Source organism: Streptomyces sp. NPDC032721 (assembly GCF_055579625.1).
On the sequence record NZ_JBVIMX010000008.1, the window covers coordinates 335,187 to 353,836 of the forward strand.

At 72.0% G+C, this 18,650-nt stretch carries 15 protein-coding genes; 11 read left to right on the forward strand and 4 right to left on the reverse strand.

Going from position 1 to position 18,650, the window contains the following annotated elements:
• Positions 1-188: 188 nt before the first annotated feature.
• The 4 genes from ACZ5PB_RS19305 to ACZ5PB_RS19320 all read left to right on the forward strand — a co-directional run bounded on the left by ACZ5PB_RS19305 (position 189) and on the right by ACZ5PB_RS19320 (position 4,600).
• Positions 189-1,001 carry a crotonase/enoyl-CoA hydratase family protein gene (locus tag ACZ5PB_RS19305; RefSeq protein WP_468692612.1) on the forward strand — a complete coding sequence of 271 codons (813 nt, stop codon included), beginning with the start codon at positions 189-191 and terminating at the stop codon, positions 999-1,001.
• Between the two features lie 312 nt (positions 1,002-1,313).
• A complete protein-coding gene (locus tag ACZ5PB_RS19310) occupies positions 1,314-2,336 on the forward strand; it encodes a Zn-ribbon domain-containing OB-fold protein (RefSeq protein ID WP_468692614.1) in 1,023 nt (340 codons plus the stop codon).
• 1 nt (position 2,337) lies between these two features.
• Positions 2,338-3,423 carry a thiolase domain-containing protein gene (locus ACZ5PB_RS19315; protein ID WP_468692616.1) on the forward strand — a complete coding sequence of 362 codons (1,086 nt, stop codon included), beginning with the start codon at positions 2,338-2,340 and terminating at the stop codon, positions 3,421-3,423.
• Positions 3,416-4,600: a thiolase domain-containing protein gene (locus ACZ5PB_RS19320; RefSeq protein WP_468692618.1), complete on the forward strand. Its 1,185-nt coding sequence runs from the start codon at positions 3,416-3,418 to the stop codon at positions 4,598-4,600. Before ACZ5PB_RS19315 ends, ACZ5PB_RS19320 begins: the two co-directional genes overlap by 8 nt.
• Before the next feature lie 353 nt (positions 4,601-4,953).
• Here the strand turns inward: ACZ5PB_RS19320 and ACZ5PB_RS19325 are convergent, their stop codons facing one another.
• Positions 4,954-5,388 (reverse strand): hypothetical protein, encoded by a 435-nt coding sequence (locus ACZ5PB_RS19325; RefSeq protein ID WP_468692619.1) that lies wholly within the window; start codon positions 5,386-5,388, stop codon positions 4,954-4,956.
• A gap of 264 nt (positions 5,389-5,652) precedes the next feature.
• Between ACZ5PB_RS19325 and ACZ5PB_RS19330 the strand changes: the two genes are divergently transcribed.
• The 6 genes from ACZ5PB_RS19330 (at position 5,653) to ACZ5PB_RS19355 (ending at position 11,987) form a co-directional block, all read left to right on the forward strand.
• Entirely contained in the window at positions 5,653-6,057 is a 405-nt protein-coding gene (locus ACZ5PB_RS19330) for a DUF1801 domain-containing protein (RefSeq protein ID WP_468692620.1), read from the forward strand.
• Between the two features lie 88 nt (positions 6,058-6,145).
• Positions 6,146-6,382, forward strand: a complete 237-nt coding sequence (locus ACZ5PB_RS19335) for a DUF397 domain-containing protein (RefSeq protein WP_468692622.1) — start codon at positions 6,146-6,148, stop codon at positions 6,380-6,382.
• A gap of 69 nt (positions 6,383-6,451) precedes the next feature.
• On the forward strand, positions 6,452-6,964 hold the full coding sequence (locus ACZ5PB_RS19340; protein ID WP_468692623.1) for a mycothiol transferase: 513 nt from the start codon (positions 6,452-6,454) through the stop codon (positions 6,962-6,964).
• Positions 6,965-7,110: 146 nt separating this feature from the next.
• Positions 7,111-9,969 (forward strand): ATP-binding protein, encoded by a 2,859-nt coding sequence (locus ACZ5PB_RS19345; RefSeq protein WP_468692699.1) that lies wholly within the window; start codon positions 7,111-7,113, stop codon positions 9,967-9,969.
• Between the two features lie 622 nt (positions 9,970-10,591).
• On the forward strand, positions 10,592-11,386 hold the full coding sequence (locus tag ACZ5PB_RS19350) for an alpha/beta fold hydrolase (RefSeq protein ID WP_468692625.1): 795 nt from the start codon (positions 10,592-10,594) through the stop codon (positions 11,384-11,386).
• 103 nt (positions 11,387-11,489) lie between these two features.
• A complete protein-coding gene (locus tag ACZ5PB_RS19355; protein WP_468692626.1) occupies positions 11,490-11,987 on the forward strand; it encodes a hypothetical protein in 498 nt (165 codons plus the stop codon).
• 49 nt (positions 11,988-12,036) lie between these two features.
• On the opposite strand, the gene ACZ5PB_RS19360 is transcribed toward ACZ5PB_RS19355, so the two are convergent.
• Positions 12,037-13,896 (reverse strand): N-acetylmuramoyl-L-alanine amidase, encoded by a 1,860-nt coding sequence (locus ACZ5PB_RS19360; protein WP_468692627.1) that lies wholly within the window; start codon positions 13,894-13,896, stop codon positions 12,037-12,039.
• Between the two features lie 373 nt (positions 13,897-14,269).
• The gene (locus tag ACZ5PB_RS19365; protein ID WP_468692629.1) at positions 14,270-15,394 is read right to left on the reverse strand and encodes an aminoglycoside phosphotransferase family protein; all 1,125 of its coding nucleotides are present in this window, start codon (positions 15,392-15,394) and stop codon (positions 14,270-14,272) included.
• Between the two features lie 234 nt (positions 15,395-15,628).
• Between ACZ5PB_RS19365 and ACZ5PB_RS19370 the strand changes: the two genes are divergently transcribed.
• Positions 15,629-17,125, forward strand: a complete 1,497-nt coding sequence (locus ACZ5PB_RS19370; protein WP_468692630.1) for a DNA-binding protein NsdB — start codon at positions 15,629-15,631, stop codon at positions 17,123-17,125.
• A gap of 43 nt (positions 17,126-17,168) precedes the next feature.
• Here the strand turns inward: ACZ5PB_RS19370 and ACZ5PB_RS19375 are convergent, their stop codons facing one another.
• Positions 17,169-18,617, reverse strand: a complete 1,449-nt coding sequence (locus tag ACZ5PB_RS19375; RefSeq protein WP_468692632.1) for a PP2C family protein-serine/threonine phosphatase — start codon at positions 18,615-18,617, stop codon at positions 17,169-17,171.
• Positions 18,618-18,650 lie beyond the last annotated feature (33 nt).

Consider the following 18,650-nt stretch of genomic DNA (forward strand, 5'->3'; position numbering starts at 1 on the left):
ACCCCGGTTGGCTGCGCATTAGTTGCTGTGCCGTTTGGTGTGTCGGCCATCACAGCAAAGGGCGCTTCAAGTGGGAAGAGTGCGCACCGAAGAAATCTGACTGACTGTCAGAAAACTCTTGAAGTGGTGACGGCTCTCCTGCAACCTGTTCCAGGTCCGACGGCAGGTCCCACGACGGGAGGACGGTCATGTCCGCTGGTACGGAACATCTCGGCGTGCGGCGCGAGGGCGCCACGCTGGTGCTCACCCTGAACAGGCCCGAGGCGAAGAACGCGCTCTCGCTGCCGATGCTGGTCGGGCTGTACGACGGCTGGGTGGCGGCCGACGCCGACGACTCGGTCCGCTCCGTCGTGCTCACCGGGGCGGGCGGCAGCTTCTGCGCGGGGATGGACCTGAAGGCACTGGCCGGCAGCCGGAGCATGGGCGGCGACGACGACGCGTACCGCGAGCGGATGAAGGCCGACCCCGACCTGCACTGGAAGGCGATGCTGCGCCACCACCGCCCCCGGAAGCCGGTGATCGCGGCGGTCGAGGGGTACTGCGTGGCAGGCGGGACGGAGATCCTCCAGGGCACGGACATCCGCGTCGCGGGGGAGTCCGCGACCTTCGGCCTGTTCGAGGTGCGGCGGGGGCTCTTCCCGATCGGCGGCTCGACGGTGCGCCTGCCCCGGCAGATCGCCCGGACGCACGCACTGGAGATGCTGCTGACGGGACGGCCGTACGGAGCCGGAGAAGCGGCCCGGATCGGCCTGATCGGCCACGTGGTCCCGGACGGAACGGCACTGGACAAGGCGCTCGCCATCGCCGAACAGATCAACGCCTGCGGGCCGTTGGCGGTGGAGGCGGTCAAGGCCTCGGTCTACGAGACGGCCGAGATGACCGAGGCGGAGGGCCTGGCGGCGGAACTGAAGAGGGGCTGGCCGATCTTCGACACGGACGACGCGAAGGAGGGGGCGCGGGCCTTCGCGGAGAAACGAGCCCCGGCCTACCGGCGCACGTAGAACCCGCCCCCCGCCCCGGAACGCGTTCCGGGACGGGGTCCCGCCCCGGGTCCCGCTCCGGGTTCTGGCTCGGGTCCCGCTCCGGGTTCTGGCTCGGGTCCCGCCCCGGGTTCCGGTTCGGGTTCGGGTTTTGGCCCGGGTTCGGGTTCTGGCCCGGGTTCGGGTTCTGGCCCGGGTTCGGGTTCTGGCCCGGGTCCTGCTCCGGGTTCTGGCCCGGGTCCCGCCCCGGGGCCCGGCCCGCGTCCGCCCGCGCCCCTCCCGTGATCGCCGCAATCGCCGCCATCGCCGCACGAGAATTGGAGTCCTCCCACCATGGCCACCACCACTCCCGGTGCCTCACCCGGCACTTCTCCCGGCACCTCTCCTGGCACCCCGGCCGCCCCGCTCAAGGCCCCCCTCACCGTCGAGTTCCCCTTCACCCGCTCCCTCGGTCCCGTCCAGTCCGCCTTCCTGACCGGGCTGCGCCACCGGACGGTCCTGGGTGTCCGGACGGTCGACGGGCAGGTCCTCGTACCGCCCACCGAGTACGACCCCCGTACCGCCGACGAGATCCGCGACCTCGTCGAAGTGGCGCCCACCGGAACGGTGACCACCTGGGCGTGGAACCCCGCCCCCCGCCCCTACCAGCCCCTCGGCACCCCCTTCGCCTGGGTGCTCGTCAAGCTCGACGGCGCCGACACGGCCCTGCTGCACGCACTCGACGCGCCGGGACCCGACCACGTCAGGACCGGGATGCGGGTCCGGATCCGCTGGGCCGAGGAGCGCACCGGTGCGATCACCGACATCGCCTGCTTCGAAGCACAGCCGCACGGCGAGAACGGCGAGAACGGATCCGAGTACGAACCCCCTGCCCACATAGGCGAGTTCGACGAAATGCTCACCCTCCTCACCGCCCCCGCCCGCCTTGACTACACCTACAGCCCCGGCCGCGCCCCCACCGACTACCTCACCGCCCTCGCCGACCACCGCACCGTCGGCGAACGCTGCCCGTCCTGCCGCAAGGTGTACGTCCCGCCGCGCGGCGCCTGCCCCACCTGCGGGGTCGCCACCACCGAACAGGTCGAGGTCGGCCCCCACGGCACCGTCACCACCTTCTGCATCGTCAACATCAAGGCGCGCAACCTCGACATCGAAGTGCCGTACGTCTACGGCCACATCGCGCTCGACGGCGCCGACCTCGCCCTGCACGGCCGCATCGCCGGCATCCCGTACGACCAGGTCCGGATGGGCCTGCGCGTCGAACCCGTATGGACCGGGGACGGCCGCTACCCCGACCACTACCGCCCGACCGGCGAACCGGACGCCGACTACGACGTGTACAAGGAGCTGATCTGACATGGGACGGCAGCCCGAGGGGGGCCGGCCCCGGCCGGTGCGCGACGTGGCGATCGTCGCCTTCGCACAGACCGACCACCGCCGCCGCACCGACGACCTCTCCGAGGTCGAGATGCTGATGCCGGTACTGCACCGGGTGCTCGCCGACACCGGCCTCAGGACCAGCGACATCGGCTTCACCTGCTCCGGCTCCAGCGACTACCTGGCGGGCCGGGCCTTCTCCTTCACCATGGCGCTGGACGGGGTCGGCGCGTGGCCGCCGATCTCCGAGTCGCACGTCGAGATGGACGGGGCCTGGGCGCTGTACGAGGCCTGGGTGAAGATCCTCACCGGCGAGGCGGACACCGCGCTGGTCTACTCGTACGGCAAGTCCTCGCCCGGCGAGGTCCGCGACGTACTGACCCGCCAGCTCGACCCGTACTACCTGGCCCCGCTCTGGCCGGACTCCGTGTCGCTGGCCGCGCTCCAGGCGCAGGCACTGATCGACGGGGGTCACACGGACGAACCGGCCCTCGCGGGCATCGCGGCCCGCAGCCGCACGGCCGCCACCGCAAATCCCCACGCACAGCTCAAGGGTGACGTCCCGTCAGGCGAGTACCTCGTCCATCCCCTCCGTACCGGCGACTGCCCGCCGATCGGCGACGGGGCGGCGGCCGTGATCCTCGCCGCCGGGGACCGGGCCCGCGACCTGTGCGAGCGCCCGGCCTGGATCCGGGGCATGGACCACCGCATCGAGGCGCACAGCCTGGGCGTACGAGACCTCACGGACTCGCCGTCCGCCCGGCTGGCCGCCGAACGGGCGGGCGCGTACGAACACCCCCTCGACACAGCCGAGTTGCACGCACCCTTCACCTCCCAGGAGGTGGTCCTGCGCAAGGCGCTCAACCTGGGCGAGGACGTCACGGTCAACCCGTCCGGCGGCGCGCTGGCCGCCAACCCGGTGATGGCCGCCGGACTGATCCGCCTGGGCGAGGCCGCCGCCCGCATCCACCGGGGCGAGTCCCACCGGGCCCTCGCGCACGCCACCTCGGGCCCGTGCCTGCAGCAGAACCTCGTAGCCGTCCTGGAGGGAGATCGCGATGAGTGACCACAGCAGCAGCGGCAAGGAGCCGGTGGCGGTCGTCGGCATCGGCCAGACGAAACACGTCTCCGCCCGCCACGACGTCTCGATCGCCGGACTGGTCCGCGAGGCGGCCCAACGAGCACTCCAGGACGCCGAGTTGACCTGGTCGGACATCGACGCGGTGGTCATCGGCAAGGCCCCCGACTTCTTCGAGGGCGTCATGATGCCGGAGCTCTACCTCGCGGACGCCCTGGGCGCGGTCGGCAAACCCATGCTCCGCGTCCACACGGCGGGCTCCGTCGGCGGTTCCACCGCGCTGGTCGCCGCCAACCTCGTCGCGGCCCGGGTCCACACCACCGTCCTCACCCTCGCCTTCGAGAAGCAGTCCGAGTCCAACGCCATGTGGGGCCTCTCCCTCCCCGTCCCCTTCCAGCAGCCGCTCCTGGCGGGCGCGGGCGGCTTCTTCGCCCCGCACATCCGCGCGTACATGCGCCGCACCGGCGCCCCCGACCACATCGGCTCCCTGGTCGCGTACAAGGACCGCCGCAACGCCCTCAAGAACCCGTACGCCCACCTCCAGGACCCCACCCTCACCCTGGAAAAGGTCCAGTCCGCCCCGATGCTCTGGGACCCGGTCCGCTACTCGGAGACCTGCCCCTCCTCCGACGGCGCCTGCGCGATGATCCTCACCGACCGCACGGGCGCGGCCCGTTCCCCGCACCCCCCGGCCTGGGTACGGGGCGGCGCGATGCGCAGCGAGCCCACCCTCTTCGCGGGCAAGGACTCCGTCTCCCCGCAGGCCGGCAAGGACTGCGCGGCCGACGTCTACCACCAGGCGGGCATCACCGACCCGCGCCGCCAGATCGACGCGGTCGAGATGTACGTGCCGTTCTCCTGGTACGAACCCATGTGGCTGGAGAACCTCGGCTTCGCGGGCGAGGGTGAGGGCTGGAAACTCACGGAGTCGGGCGTCACCGAACTCGACGGCGACCTCCCGGTGAACCCCTCCGGCGGAGTCCTCTCCACCAACCCCATCGGCGCCTCGGGCATGATCCGCTTCGCCGAGGCCGCCCTCCAGGTCCGGGGCCAGGCAGGCGAACACCAGGTGGCCGGCGCACGCACGGCCCTGGGACACGCGTACGGGGGAGGGTCGCAGTTCTTCGCGATGTGGGTGGTGGGCGCGGAACCACCGACCCGCTGACGGGGACGGACTCGCCGCGGCGCGGTGCGACAGTGGGCGCCATGGACTCCCTGAAACGCCGTGTCCGCGCCTACGGCCTCTCGCACGGGCTCGTGATGACCACTTTCACCGCGTGCCGTGACAAGCGTGCCCCGGACGCGGAGCACGCCTTGGCGGGCGAGAGGACACTCTGCGGCATACCGAGAGGTCGTACGGACCTGTTCCGGCACTTGTTCGTGGCCTGGCGGAAAGGGCGGTGCCCGATCTGTAGATCGCGGGTGGCGGACGCTCCGCCCCAGTGGTGAGGCGGAGACCGCCGGCCGGAGACAGCTGACGCCTGGCGGTCCGAAGCGGGACGCGGGCCAACAGGCGTGTTACTTCGCGGTCCGGTTCCGCCGTCGGGTGCGGCTCTGCTTGCCGGAGGCCTGCGGCGGAACGGTGTGGGAGCAGTTCCCGTCCGGGGGCGCGGGCGGTGTCTCCCTGGGCATGTCCGGGGCGGGGACTCCGTCCACCGACCGGGGCGTCGAGGCCTCCGCCGAAGAAGCGGGCGGGTGGGAGCACGGTTTGACCACGAGCGTCGGCGTGATGACAAAGGTCGCCATCGTCGTCATGACTGCCGCTTCAGGGGTGAGCCCCGCGCAGAGCAATCCGACGGCACTGCAGAACATGGCGATCGACAACCAGACGCCGATCTTCCGGAAATGGGGCCGGAGGATCTTAACGACTTTTCCTGATCGGATCTGGACTTTTCGGAAGGTGTCAACAACCGGTTTCTTGATCCGGCACAGTTGCGCCTTGAAGGGGGTCATTTCTAGTCCTTCTGGCTTCCCTTCGAACGGGTGGGGGGCGGTGTGCGGCTGTGCCTGCAAGCTGGTGTCGCACGCTCCCCCCGCCCGCCGCCGAAAAGCCGTTGCTGCGAGCAGGTGACCATGGATCGGAGGGGCCTGCCCGGTCGGGTAATGGGGGTCTTCGACACCCAAACGGCCCTGGTCGGTCCGGGGTTACGGCTTCCCGAGAAGTTTGTGGCGGCGAGTGCGGGCGGCCGTTGCGTCGAGGGCGCTTAGGCTCCGGGCATGACATCGGAAGGCGCGGGACCACAGAGCTGGCAGGAACTGCTCGGCGCGGCCGAGCCCGGGGTCGCGCAGATCGCGCGGCGTGGCCGGGAGGTCGTGCGGGAGGCGGTGCCCGACGCGGCCGAGGACGTCGACACACCGGCCCGAATGCTCGGCTTCACGTTCGAGCCGGGAACGTACAAGGGAATGTTCGCGAGCCTCGTCCTGCACGCGAAGCACGTGAACCTGATGTTCAGCGAGGGCGTCGCCCTGCTCCCACTGGACGAGGCCGGCCTGCTGGACGGCACGGGCAAACTGGCCCGCCACATCAAGCTCCGCTCCACGGCCGACGCCGAGGACCCGCACGTCTCCGCACTACTGACAGCAGCCGCCGCCCGCCGACGCGACCAACTCGGCCGTACGTAGGGAGCGCAGAGACCGTCGTGGCCTGTCGGTCACCGGGTGTGCTCGCTAGTGTGGCTCGGGGACGACGACGTAACGGGAGGAGCGCGACGTGGCGACAAGTACGCAGCAGGGACTGGTGGGTTGGGACAAGCCCGAGCTCGATCTCAGCAAGGCGGACTGGCAGTCCAGCGGTCGGGGGGCCGGCGGGGCGCAGGTCGCCTTCGTGGAGGGGTTCATCGCCATGCGGCACGCGGGGAGTCCCGGTGGGCCTTCGCTGATCTTCAATCCGGCCGAATGGCGGGCGTTCGTACTCAATGCCCGGAATGGTGCTTTTGATTTGACCTAGGGATGATGGGCTCGGGACGGTTGGTTCCAGTGGTTCCGGTGGTTCCGGTTGATGCGACGGAGGCTTTCGATGCGTACCAGTGACCTGCTCGCCGAGGGATTCGGGCGGATCGGGGAAGTGGTCCACGAGGCGGTCGACGGGCTGTCGGCCCAGGAGCTGTCGCGGCAGGCGTGGCCCGGGGCGAACACCGTCGGGTGGCTGGTCTGGCACCTCGCGCGGGTGCAGGACGACCACGTCAGCGAGGTCGCCGGGTGCGAGCAGGCGTGGACCCAGGACGGCTGGGCCGACCGGTTCGGGCTGCCGCTGGACACCGCCGACATCGGGTACGGGCACTCGGCCGAGCAGATGGCGTCCGTACGGGTGTCCTCGGCGGCCGAGCTGCTCGGGTACTACGACGCCGTACAGGCCCGCACCCTCGACTTCGTCGCCTCGGTCGACGACGGTGACCTCGACCGGGTCGTCGACAAGGCGTGGAACCCGCCGGTCACCCTGGGAGTGCGGCTGATCAGTGTCCTGTCGGACGACCTCCAGCACGCGGGGCAGGCGGCGTACGTGCGGGGGCTGCTGCGCGGGGACGGCTGACTCGGATCGCGTACCCTCCCGGACCCACGGGCATATGCTGGAACGCCTCCGGCCGTGACCGTGCCGACGCCGCTCCGCGCCGGGCGCACACCCGGAGCTTGGGGGGTGGCACCATGCCGCGGAGTTCCGGCGTGTCCGGGCGCAGGATGTTCGAGCGCGAGGACGAACTCGCCACGGTGGACGTGGCGTTGAGCGCACTCACCGGGCTGGCTGACGGGCATCGGGAGCCCCCGCGCGGCGGGCTCGTCGCCGTGGCCGGGCACGCCGGACTCGGCAAGACGACACTGCTCGCGGAAGTACGCCGCAGGGCGGCCGCCAAGGGGTGCACCGTACTGTCCGGGCGTGGCGGTGAGCAGGAACAGACCGTCGCCTTTCATGTCGCCCGGCAGTTGCTCCAGCCGCAGTTGGCCGGGGAGTCGGACACCGAACTCCGTTCCAGGCTGGGCAGTTGGTACGACATCGTGGGCCCCGCGCTCGGGTTGTGCACGTCGGCCGGAGGGTCGCCGCCCGACCCGCAGGGGCTGCGCGACGGGCTCGACTGGGTGCTCACCCATCTCGCCGTGCAGCGCGCCCCGTTGGCCGTCGTCCTGGACGACGCCCATTGGGCCGATCCCGAGTCGCTGAGCTGGCTCGCCGCGTTCGCCCCGCGTGTCGAGGACCTGCCGATGCTCCTCGTCGTCGCTTACCGGCCGGAGGAACTCCCCGATCACGCCGACCAGTTGAGGTCCTTGCCCGGCCGTGCCGGGCACCGGCCGCTCGGGCTGGAACCCCTCACCCCGGCCGCCACCGGGCGGGTCGTCCGCGAGTGGCTCGGGGCGGAGGCCGACGACGCTTTCTGCCATGCGTGCTGGTCCGTCACGGGCGGAAACCCCTTCGAGACCGTGGAGCTCGCCGCTAAGTGCCTGGACCGGGGGATCTCGCCCACAGAGGCCGCCGTCCACCTGGTGCGTGACATCGCCGCCGCCGTCAAGGGCAGCGGGCTGGTCGCCCGGCTCGAACGCCTCGGCCCGTCGACCGTCCGCTACGCCTGGGCCTGCGCCGTCCTCGGTACGGAGATAGCGCCCGACCTCGCCGCCGACCTCGCGGGACTCGGCACCGGGGCCGCTGCCGACGCCGCCGACCGGCTCCGCGAAGCACGCATCCTCACCGGACTCGAACTCCCCGGGGACTCAATGGAGTTCGTCCACCCGCTGATCGCCACAGCCATATACCGCGCCATCCCCGACGCCTTCCGGGTCGCCCTGCACGGGCAGGCCGCCTGGTGCGTGGTCGACGCCGGGCTCGGCTCCGCCGCCGCGGCCCGCCACCTCCAGGAGACCCATCCGGAGGGCGACGCCTGGACCGTCCAGCACCTGCGCGCCGCCGCCCGCGAAACCCTGCGCGCCGGAGCCCCGGAAGCCGCCAGGCGCTCGCTCGCCCGCGCTTTGCGGGAACCTCCGCCGATCGACGAACGGGCGTCCGTCCTCTATGAGTTGGGCTGCGCCTCGCTCCTTACCGAGCCCGCCACCACCGTCAACCACCTGCGCGCCGCCCTGGAGGAGCCCATCGCCGACCCGGCGCTCCGGCAGGCCATCGTCTACCGGCTCTCCCAGGTCCTCGCCCACAGCGACCGCCTCGCCGAGGCCTGTGAGACCCTCGCCCACGAGGCGCGTACCGCCATCGATGCCAGAACCCGGCTCCGTATGCAGGCGGAGAAGTTCATGTGGGACGCCTTCCGGGGCGACGAACCGGACTCGCCCGCCCGCTCGCGCAGACTCGCCCGCCTCGCGGACCGGCTCACCGGCCGGGACGTCACCGAGCGGTACATCATCGGACTGCGCGCCTGGGACGCCACGCTGCGCGGCGAGAGCGCCGAGGTCGCCACCCGGCACGCCGAACGTGCCCTCGCGGGCGGCCTGAGCTGGGCCGACGACACCCGTGGCTTCGAAGTCCCGGTGCTCTCCGCGCTCGTCTTCATGTACGCCGACCGGCCCGGCCGCGCAGAGGAGCTCTTCGCGCCCGGCATCGCCGAGTTCGAGACGCAGGGGTGGCGCGGCGCGCACCTCTCCTTCGCGTACACCCTCCTCGGCTACATCAGGCTGCGGCGCGGCCGGCTCGTCGAGGCCGAGGACTTCATCCGCGCCGGAGTGCGGCTGGCGGAGCGCACCGGGGTGCGCACTCCCGTGCAGTGGTACGGGGTGGGGGCGTTGGTGGAGGTGCTGCTCGCGCGGGGGCGTACGGAGGAGGCGGTGGAGGTGGTCGAGAAGTACGGGTTCCGGGAACCGTTCCCGGCCGCCGTCACCTTCCCCGATTCGCAGACGGTGTACGGGGCGCTGCTGCTGGCGCAGGGGCGGCACAAGGAGGCCGCCGCCGAACTCGCTTCGGCGGGGCGGAGGTTGGAGCCCCGGGGCATCCGCAATCCGTGGTGGTGCCCGTGGCAGCTGCACCTCGCGCTCGCGCAGGCTCACGACGCGCCGGAGGCCGCGGCGCGGACGGCGCGGGAGGCGGTCGCCAGGGCGCGGCAGACGGGGACGCCGTCCGCGATCGGGCAGGCGTTGCGGGTGGCGGCGGAGGTCTCGGCGGGGCCGGCGGAGCGGGTGAAGCTGCTGGAGGAGTCGGTGACCTGTCTGGAGGCTTCGCCGGCGGCGTACGAGCTGGCCGTGTCGTGGTACGCGCTGGGGCGGGAGCTGCGGAGGACCGCACGGGAGAAGGAAGCGGCGGAGTACTTGTACCGGGGGCTGGAGGGGGCGCTCCAGTGCGGGGCGGAGGGGCTGGCCGAGCGGGCGCGGGAGGAGCTGACGGCGGCGGGGCTGCGGCCGAGGAGGCTCAGGGACGCGGACGCGGACACGGCGACGCTGACCGGGCGGGAGCGGGCGGTGGCGGAGCTGACGGTTCGGGGGGAGGGGGTGGTGGCGGTGGCGGGTGTCCTCGGCGAGGACGTGCGGGAGGTGCGGAGGCTGCTGTCGTCCGTGTACCGGAAGTTGGGGACGGGGAGGGTGGGGCTGGGGGCGGCGATGGGGGAGTGAGGGGGGACTTGGGGGTGCGGGTTGGTGGCGGGGCCGGGGTGGGGGCCGGTGCGGGTGCGGGTGCGGTGCCGGTTTGCACCCCGGTGGGGTGGGTTCGTGCGGGTGGGGTGCGCCTGCGGCGGGCTCTGCCCCTCCCCGCCCCTTCCCTAGACCGCTGGCCGCGGGGCTGGTGGGGTGTGACGTGCGGGTCGAGTGTGGCTGGTCGCGCAGTTCCCCGCGCCCCTGAATGCGCCCTCCGGGCGCCCCAATACGGCCCTGCACCAGACTGCCTCGCGCTGCCCCGCCCGGCAGCGCCCTCGTACCGCACCGCCGGGCATCGTCCCTCGCCCCGCCCGGCATCGCTCCTGTACCGCGTGGCCGGGCAATGTTCCCGTACGCGTGGCCAGGCGTTGCCCTCGTACCGCGTGGTCGGGCATCGCCCCTCGTACTGCGTGGCCGGGCATTGCTCCCGTAGGCGTGGCCAGGCACTTCCCTCCTACCGCATCGCCCCGTGTTGCCCCTCGCACCGGCCCGCTCGGCATGGCCTCCCCTGCCGAATCGCAGCCCGTCCGGGCTCCGTCCCGCCCCGCACCGTCCGCACCGTCCGCACCGGCCCACTCACCCCCACCCAAGGAGCCTAGACATGACCCACTTCGTTCTCGTTCACGGCGGTTACACCGGTGGCTGGATCTGGCGGGATACCGTGCGGGTCCTGCGGCGGTATGGGCACGAGGTGGACTCCGTGACCCTTACCGGGCTCGGGGACCGGCGGCACCTTGCCACCCGCGCCACCGACCTGGCCACCCACACCGAGGACGTGGCCCAGGTCCTCGACCATCTGGACAGTCCCGACTGTGTTCTCGTCGGGCACAGTTACGGCGTCAATCCCGCCTTCGGCGCCGCCCTCCGGCGTTCCGGGCGGGTCGTGCGGTTCGTCTGTCTCGACGCGCCCCTTCCCGCGAGCGGTGAGTCCGTACTCGACCAGGTTCCTGATCCCGCGTGGCGCGAGCGCATCGTCCGGCGGGCCGTCGACAACGACGGGTGGCGGCTGCCGGTGCCTGATCTTTCAGACACTCTGCTCTGGGGGTCCCTCGACGGAGTCGGCGACGAGGCGCTCAAGCGTCTCGAACAGCTGGCCGCGCCCCTGCCCCTCGCCGTGCTCACCCAGCCGTCCCAGCCCGTCGAGGGCGCCGTACCGCCTCCCCTCACCGGCATCCTCTGCACCAGCGACGGCCGCGCCTCGATCGCCGCGGTCGAAGCACTCGTCGCCACCGGGCACCCCCGCTTCCAGCGGCTGGCCGACCCCACCACCGCCTTCTTCGAGATGGACACCGGTCACTACCCGATGCTCTCCCGCCCCGACGACCTCGCCGGTCTCCTCGTCCGCGCGGCCTCGGGCGAGGGGCACCGGATCACTCCGGGGCCCGTGCACACCTGAGGTGAGTGAGGGGTGATCGGAGGAGGGCGGAGGAGCATGGGGGTCGGGGCGGTAGGCCCCTACCGCTTTTCCTCGGGCCGTCCCGGCCACGTACCATGTCGGCATGTCCTTCCTCCGCCGCCGCCCCTCCGCCACGCCCGCGGGCCCGGAATTCGACGTCCTCGCCATGGACCCGGGCGACTGGCCGGGCAACCTCGGGGCCGGGCTGCTGCCCGCCCCCGACGGCAGCTGCCAGGGCGTCTTCCTCCGGTACGACCTGTTCGGCGGGCGCGGCCCCTCGATGATCATCGGGAACCTGCCCGAGGGCTCCCCGGCGCGCGAGCTCGCCGAAGGACAGGTTCCCTTCGAGGTCGCCCAGCTCCTCCTGGCGCTGGAGAACGACGAGGAGGTCGAGGTCGTCTCCACCGAGGACGTGCCCGTCATGCAGGGCGACAACCTGCTGATCGTGCGCCGCCTCAAGCTCTCCGAGAGCCGGATCTCCTGCGTGCAGTTCGACCGCAGCGACAACGTCCTGGTCACCATTGCCAGTTGGGACCGTCCGATCACGGACGACCTCTACGCACTGCTGAAGCCGCTGCCCGCGGAGATGTTCCAGGGATAGTCAGGGGCAAGGGGCAAGGGGCAAGGGGCAAGGGGCACAGAGGCGTGGCCTAGTGCAGGTCCGGGTCTTCCACCAGGTCCACGTCCGTGGCCTTCACGTAGCCGACCCGGTGTCCGTACTGGATCTCGTAGTAGACGTCCTTGCCCCGCACCACCCTGCCCGGCTTCCCGAACTCCGCCGCGTAGAAGTACTCGCCCGGAGTGCGCTCCCCGGCCACGTACCACTGCCCTGCCGGGATCCGGTACGGCAGCGGCTGCACCGGCTGGACGGGCACCCCCTCCGAGTACGCGGACGCCTCCGGGTAGGCCCTGCCGTACACCGGGATCTCGGTGAGCCCCTCGCGCGGGGTGATCAGCGGGGCACTGGTGCCGACGGCGGTCCGGCCGTCGGCCGGGTCGTGGAACCAGGCCCGCTGCCCGAGGTACCAGATCGCCGTCCAGTCGCCCCGCCGCTCCGCCACCGCGTAGCTCTGGCCGGTCGAGGCGCGGGCTCCGGTGTCGTTCACACCGGACGTGGAGTCCTTGCCGTCGGGGCGCAGCCCGATGTCCTTGACCAGCGGGGCGTCCGGGGAGGGCGCCGTGTGCAGCCGGACCGCACCCGAGCCGTGCGCCGGGCACGGCGCGTTCGCGGGCTTCTTCGTACAGCCGGTGTACGGCGGCCGGTGCGCCGCGTAGTCCGGGCTGACGGTGACCACCGGGCTGTCCGGGCCCGCCGTCGCCGCGAAGGGCTTGCCGAGCAGCTCGAAGTAGTGCGCCCAGTCCCAGTACGGGCCGGGGTCGGTGTGCATGCCCCGCACCGCGCCGGGGACCGCACCGGGCACGTTGTCGTGGCCGAGGATGTGCTGACGGTCCAGCGGGATGTCGTACTTGTCGGCGAGGTGGCGGACCAGCCGGGCCGACGCCCGGTACACCGCCTCCGTGTACCAGGCGTCCGGGGCGGTCAGGAAGCCCTGGTGCTCCAGGCCGATCGACTTCGCGTTGATGTACCAGTTCCCGGCGTGCCAGGCCACGTCCTTCGTCGGTACGTGCTGGGCGACCGCACCGTCCGACGGGCGCAGCGTGTAGTGCCAGGACACCCCCTTCGGGTCCTGCACCGCGCTCAGCGCGGGCTCCCAGTACCCCTCCGTGTCGTGGACCACGATGTAGTCGATGTCCGCGTCGTCGGGGCGCGCGGCGAGATCGTGGTTGCCGTAGTCGTCCTCGGTGCCGGGGATCTTCTGGTACGCGGCGGGCACCCACGTACAGGACAGGCCGACCGGACAGTCGACCGGGGACGCGGCGGGCTTGCCGGGGGGCCCGGCCGGAGTGGTGACGGCCGGCGTGGCGGGCAGCACCACCGGGTCCCCGGTGTCGGTCGTACGGTGCTGGCCCGAGCGGATCACCTCGTACACCTCGTCCGCGTACGCCTTGGCCGCCGCCGGGTCGTCGGCATGGGAGAACGCGGCCACCGCCCCGTACCAGTCGGCCGGATCCGGACTCGGCTCCCGGCCCAGGCGCCGCTGCGACGCGGCGAGCAGCGCCGCCCCGCCCTGTACGTTGGCCGCCGGATCGGTGCGCAGCCGCTCCACGGGCAGCCCGGTCAGCGTGGCCGCCTGCCCCACCATTCCCTCCCCGGCGGCGAACCGGGGGGACGTGGTCCTGGCGTCGGTGAGGTGCATCGGTCCGTACCCGCCCGTCACGCTCGGCGCACCCGCGTGGGAGTCCCACCGCGACTGGAGGTACGACACCCCCAGCAGCACGCTCGGCGGCACCCGGTAGCGGGCGGCGGCAGCGGCGAACTCCTCCTGGAGAGTGCTGCCCGGTGGCGGCGGATCCTGCGCGGCCGTGGCGGCGGACGGGAGCGGGGCGAGCAGCAGCAGGAGGGCGGCGGACGCCGCGGCGCCCCCCGTCCTGATGGCGGAAAGGTGCAAGGCGTCCTCCGGGACGGGTCGGGCAACCGGAACCGCACATCATGCCCATCCAGCCGCCCCTGACCGCGCAAGCCGCTATCGGGCGGTGCGCGTGGCGGCGGAGGAGTGAGGGGAGGGGGCGTCCTCAACGTCCCTGATACGTGGGTGAGTTGGCGTGGTCCGTGGCGCCGGTGCCCGACCGGCCCGGCCACCTGATCGGGCGACCGGCCCGCACGCCGGGCCGCCCCCTTGTACCCCGTACGAGAACAGCCCCCGCACCCGCACGGAAGCACGGAACAGCGCGGAACCGCACGGAACAGCACGGACAACGCGGAGGGCAGTACCCGCGCCCAGGTACTGCCCTCCGCGTTTCCCCTCCACCCCGCCGACAGCGTCAGCGGGTGCCCACCGCCGCGCGCACCGCCCTCCGGGCCAGCGCACAGTCGTCGTGCAGCCGCCGCAGCAGCAGCCGCTGCTCCTCGCCGGGGGAAAGACCCGCAGGGGTCAGCGCGGAGACGGGCGGGGCCTCGCGGATGGTGCGCTGGACCTTCGCCTCGTACGACCGGACCTCACGGGTCGTCACCAGCATCAGGTTCACCAGGAAGGCATCCCTGGCAGCCGTCCCCGCGGCCTGTGCCAGCTGGCTGATCTGGCGGCGGGCGACCGGGGAGGCGTCACCGAGGACCATCCAGAGGGTCGCCAGGTCGTACCCCGGCAGATACCAGCCCGCGTGTTCCCAGTCGACCAGCACTGGACCGGCCGGCGACAGGAGGATGTTCGAGAGCAGGGCATCGCCGTGGCAGAACTGCCAGGGGAGCGAGGACCTTCCGATGCCGTGCAGCAGCTTCTGCAGGTCACCCAGGTCGCGGTCGGTGAGCAGCCCCAGGGCGTGGAAGTCCGTGAGCCGTTTGCCGTAGTTGAGGGGCTGGCCGAACATCTCGCCCGGCGGCCGCCAGTGGTTCAGCCTGTCGATCGCGCCGAGGGCGGCCCGGACGTCGGCACGCGGGGGAGCCTCGGCCGGGTGTCGCGTCAGGGCCGCCGCCCGGCCCGGCATCCGCTCGATCACCAGTGTGCAGTTGTCGGGATCCGCGGCGATCAGCCGGGGGACCCGCACCGGTGGGCGGTGCCGGACGAAGGCGCGATAGGCAGCTATCTCGTGCCTGAACCGCTCGGTCCACTGTTCGGAATGGTCGAGTAAACACTTCGCGACCGCGGTCGTGCGTCCGGTCTGGCCGACCAGCAGTACGGAACGTCCGCTGCGTCGCAGTACCTGTACCGGCTGGAACTCCGGGCAGATCCGGTGCACCGATTGGAGCGCCATCCGCAGCTGCGCGCCCTGGGGGCCGGACAAGTCGATTCTCCCGCTGAGCGGTGGGGATCCGGGACCCGCCGCACGCCGCCCCCGGCCGGTGCCCACCGCAGCCGCGGCGTGGTTGGGGTCGAGGTACGGGCCGCTGCCCGCCATCAGCGGACGGTGCGGCCGGGGCGGGGCGGACACGGAGGACGATGCTGTGTACATGAGCGGTACAGGTCCCTTCGTGCGCCGACGAGTTGCGTTGCGCTCCCCGCCCCGGCGGACGGTCCGCACCCTGGGGAGTACGAGCCGGCTGCCGGGCCGGGGTGGCGCTTTCCTACCTGACCACCGGCTGCCCGTGGCACACCACGTGGCGCACCCTGGCGAACCATGGCGAATAGTCGCACCGCATATCGCAGCGGGTTAGTGTCAAGTCAGCCGAGAACCTGGGGGCTTGACGTGACCGGAGAACCCAACACCCGCCTGAACGACCTGTTCGGTCTGACCGGCTGGTCCAAGGGAGAACTCGCCAGAATGGTGAACCGGAAGGCGGCGGCCATGGGCCATCCGCAACTGGCCACCGACACCTCGCGGGTCCGCCGCTGGATCGACATGGGGGAATCACCCCGCGATCCGGTGCCCAAAGTGCTGGAAGCTCTGTTCACCGAGCGGCTCGGCCGTGTCGTGACCATCGAGGACCTCGGGTTCACTCGCACTGGCCGCACGGGACGCCGCCGACTCACGGGAAAGTCCGAGAACCCCGACGGCATGCCGTGGACGTCCGAGCAACTGGCCGAGATCCTCTCCGAATTCACGGGAATGGACCTCATGCTCAACCGACGCGGCCTGGTGGGCGCGGGCGCCGCGCTCGCCGCCGGCTCCGCACTGACCAGCGCCATGCACGACTGGCTGCACTCCGACCCCACACTCGCGGCCGACGGACCGCGCATCAACGACCCCCTGCACGTGGAACGCGCCGGGTACGACCTGTACGAAGCGGCCCCCGTCGGGTCGCAGGAGATCGACGCCCTGGAGCGCTCGGTCGACGTCTTCCGCGCCTGGGACGCCTCACGAGGGGGCGGACTCCAGCGCAAGGCGGTCGTCGGCCAGCTCAACGAGGTGGGCGGCATGCTCGCCTACCGTCAACCCGCCCACCTGCAGAGGCGGTTGTGGGGCGTCGCCGCCAACCTGGCGGTCCTGGCGGGCTGGATGTCGCACGACGTCGGCCTGGAACCCACCGCCCAGAAGTACTTCGTCATCGCCGCGCACGCGGCGCGCGAGGGCGGCGACCGCCCCCGGGCCGGCGAAGCGCTCTCCCGGGCGGCCCGTCAGATGGTGCACCTCGGCAAGCCCGACGACGCACTCGACCTGATGAAGCTCGCCAAGTCGGGTTCCGGCGAAGAGACGCTGCCGCGCACCCGTGCCATGCTGCACACCATCGAGGCCTGGGCGCAGGCGTCGATGGGGCAGGGGCAGGCGATGCGGCGCACCCTCGGCGAGGCCGAGGAGCTGTTCGTCTCCGACAAGGGCGATGTGGATCCGCCCAGTTGGATGCAGATGTTCGACGAGGCGGACCTGCACGGCATGCAGGCCCTCGCGTTCCGTACGCTCGCCGAGCACGAACCGTCCGCGGTGGCCATGGCGCAGCGCCATGCCAGGCTGGCCCTGCAACTGCGTCCCGAGGGGCGTCAGCGCTCCAAGCTGTTCGACCACATCTCGATGGCCTCGGCCTGCTTCATCGGCAACGACCCGGACCAGGCCGCCGGTTACGCCAAGCTGGCCCTCAACTCCATGGGCGAGACCTCCTCGCACCGCACCTGGGACCGGCTGCGCGACATGTACCGGCTCACCGCGCAGTACGCGAACTACCCCATGATCGAGGACCTGCGCCGGGAGCTGGAGCGGGTGATGCCGAAGAAGGCGGGCGGAGCCGGCAAGGGGGTGAAGGCGATCTGAGGCCGCCTGTCCGTTACTGCAACTCGTACGGCTACTCGTACCGCTACTCGCCGATCCTGGCGATCAGTACACAGGCGTCGTCCTCGCGCTCCGTCTCGCCGAACTCCTCCAGCACCAGCCGTACGCAGTCGCGTGCGCTGCGGGCGTCGGCCAGCCGAGGGGCGAGGGACAGCAGCCTGCTCCGGCTCTCGTGATCCGTCACGCTGCGCCGCGACAGCCCGTCGGTGTGCAGCACCAGCAAGTCGCCCTGGCGGAGCGTCACTTCGGCCTGCTCGTACGCCGCGCCAGGTGTCGCACCGAGCAGCATGCCGCGCGGTGAGTTCAGCGCGCGGCCCTCGCCGTCCCGGAACAGCAGCGGGGCGGGGTGTCCGGCCTGCGCCCAGGTGAGGAGACGGCTCTTCGGGTCGTACTGACAGCACACCGCACTGCCCAGCGAAGGATGGACGGAGGACGATTCGAGGAGCTGGTTGAGGTGTCCCATCAGCGCGCCCGGGCGTACGCCGGCCAGGGCCATGCCGCGCAGTGCGCCGAGCAGCATCGCCATGGAGGAGGTGGCGGTCACCCCGTGCCCGCTGAGTCCGCCGACGGTCAGCAGTGAGGAGCCGTCGGCCAGTTCCATCGCGTCGTACCAGTCGCCGCCGACCAGTTCACCGCTGGCCGAGGGGAGGTAGTACGCGGCCAGGTCGAGTGCCCCGCCCGCCGGGAGGGGCGCGGCGCCGCGCCACGACGGCAGGACGGCCTCCTGGAGCTGGACGGCCACCTTGCGCTCGGCCTGGGCGACCCTGCGGGCCTGCTGGAAGGAGTCCTGGTTCTCCCGTACGGCACGCTGGGTGCGGCGCAGGGTGCTGACGTCGCGCAGTACGGCCCACATCGAGGCCGTACAGCCGTCGGCGTCGAGGACCGGCTCGCCCATCATGTGCAGGGTGCGGACCTCGGCGTCGTCGGCCCGGACGATCCGGAACTCGCCGTCCAGCGGCTTCCCGTCGACCAGGCAGTCCGTGACCATCGCGGTCAGCAGGCACTGGTCCTCGGGCAGCAGCATCGACGGCAGTTCGTCCAGGGAGAGCGGGCCGCTCGACGGGGCGCGGCCGAAGATCTCGTACAGCTCCTCGGACCAGCTGACCTGGTCGGTGAGCAGGTTCCACTCGGCGCTGCCGACCCGGGTGAGCAGGGAGACGGGGGCCGGGCCGGTGCCAGGGAAGGGGGAGGAGGGGGCGGTGAGCGGGGTGGTGACCGGCGACTCGACCGGGACGGACGGCAGGCCGTCCTTCAGCTGCCCCAAGTGGGCGCCCAGGTCGTCGAGTTGATGGACCGCCAGATCGCACAGCGCCCGCTGCCAGCGCACCTCGGCGTCGTCCTCGTCCAGCGGGGCGTCCCGGCGGACCGCGTCCATGTCGCCGCGCAGCCGGCGGGTCTGCGTGATCAGTGCGTCGACCATGCCCCGCTCGGGAGGCTGCGGCGCGGAACGGTCCGCGAACAGTGGGGACGGCATGGCGTTCTCCGTGGGCAGGCGCGGCCGGGGGCT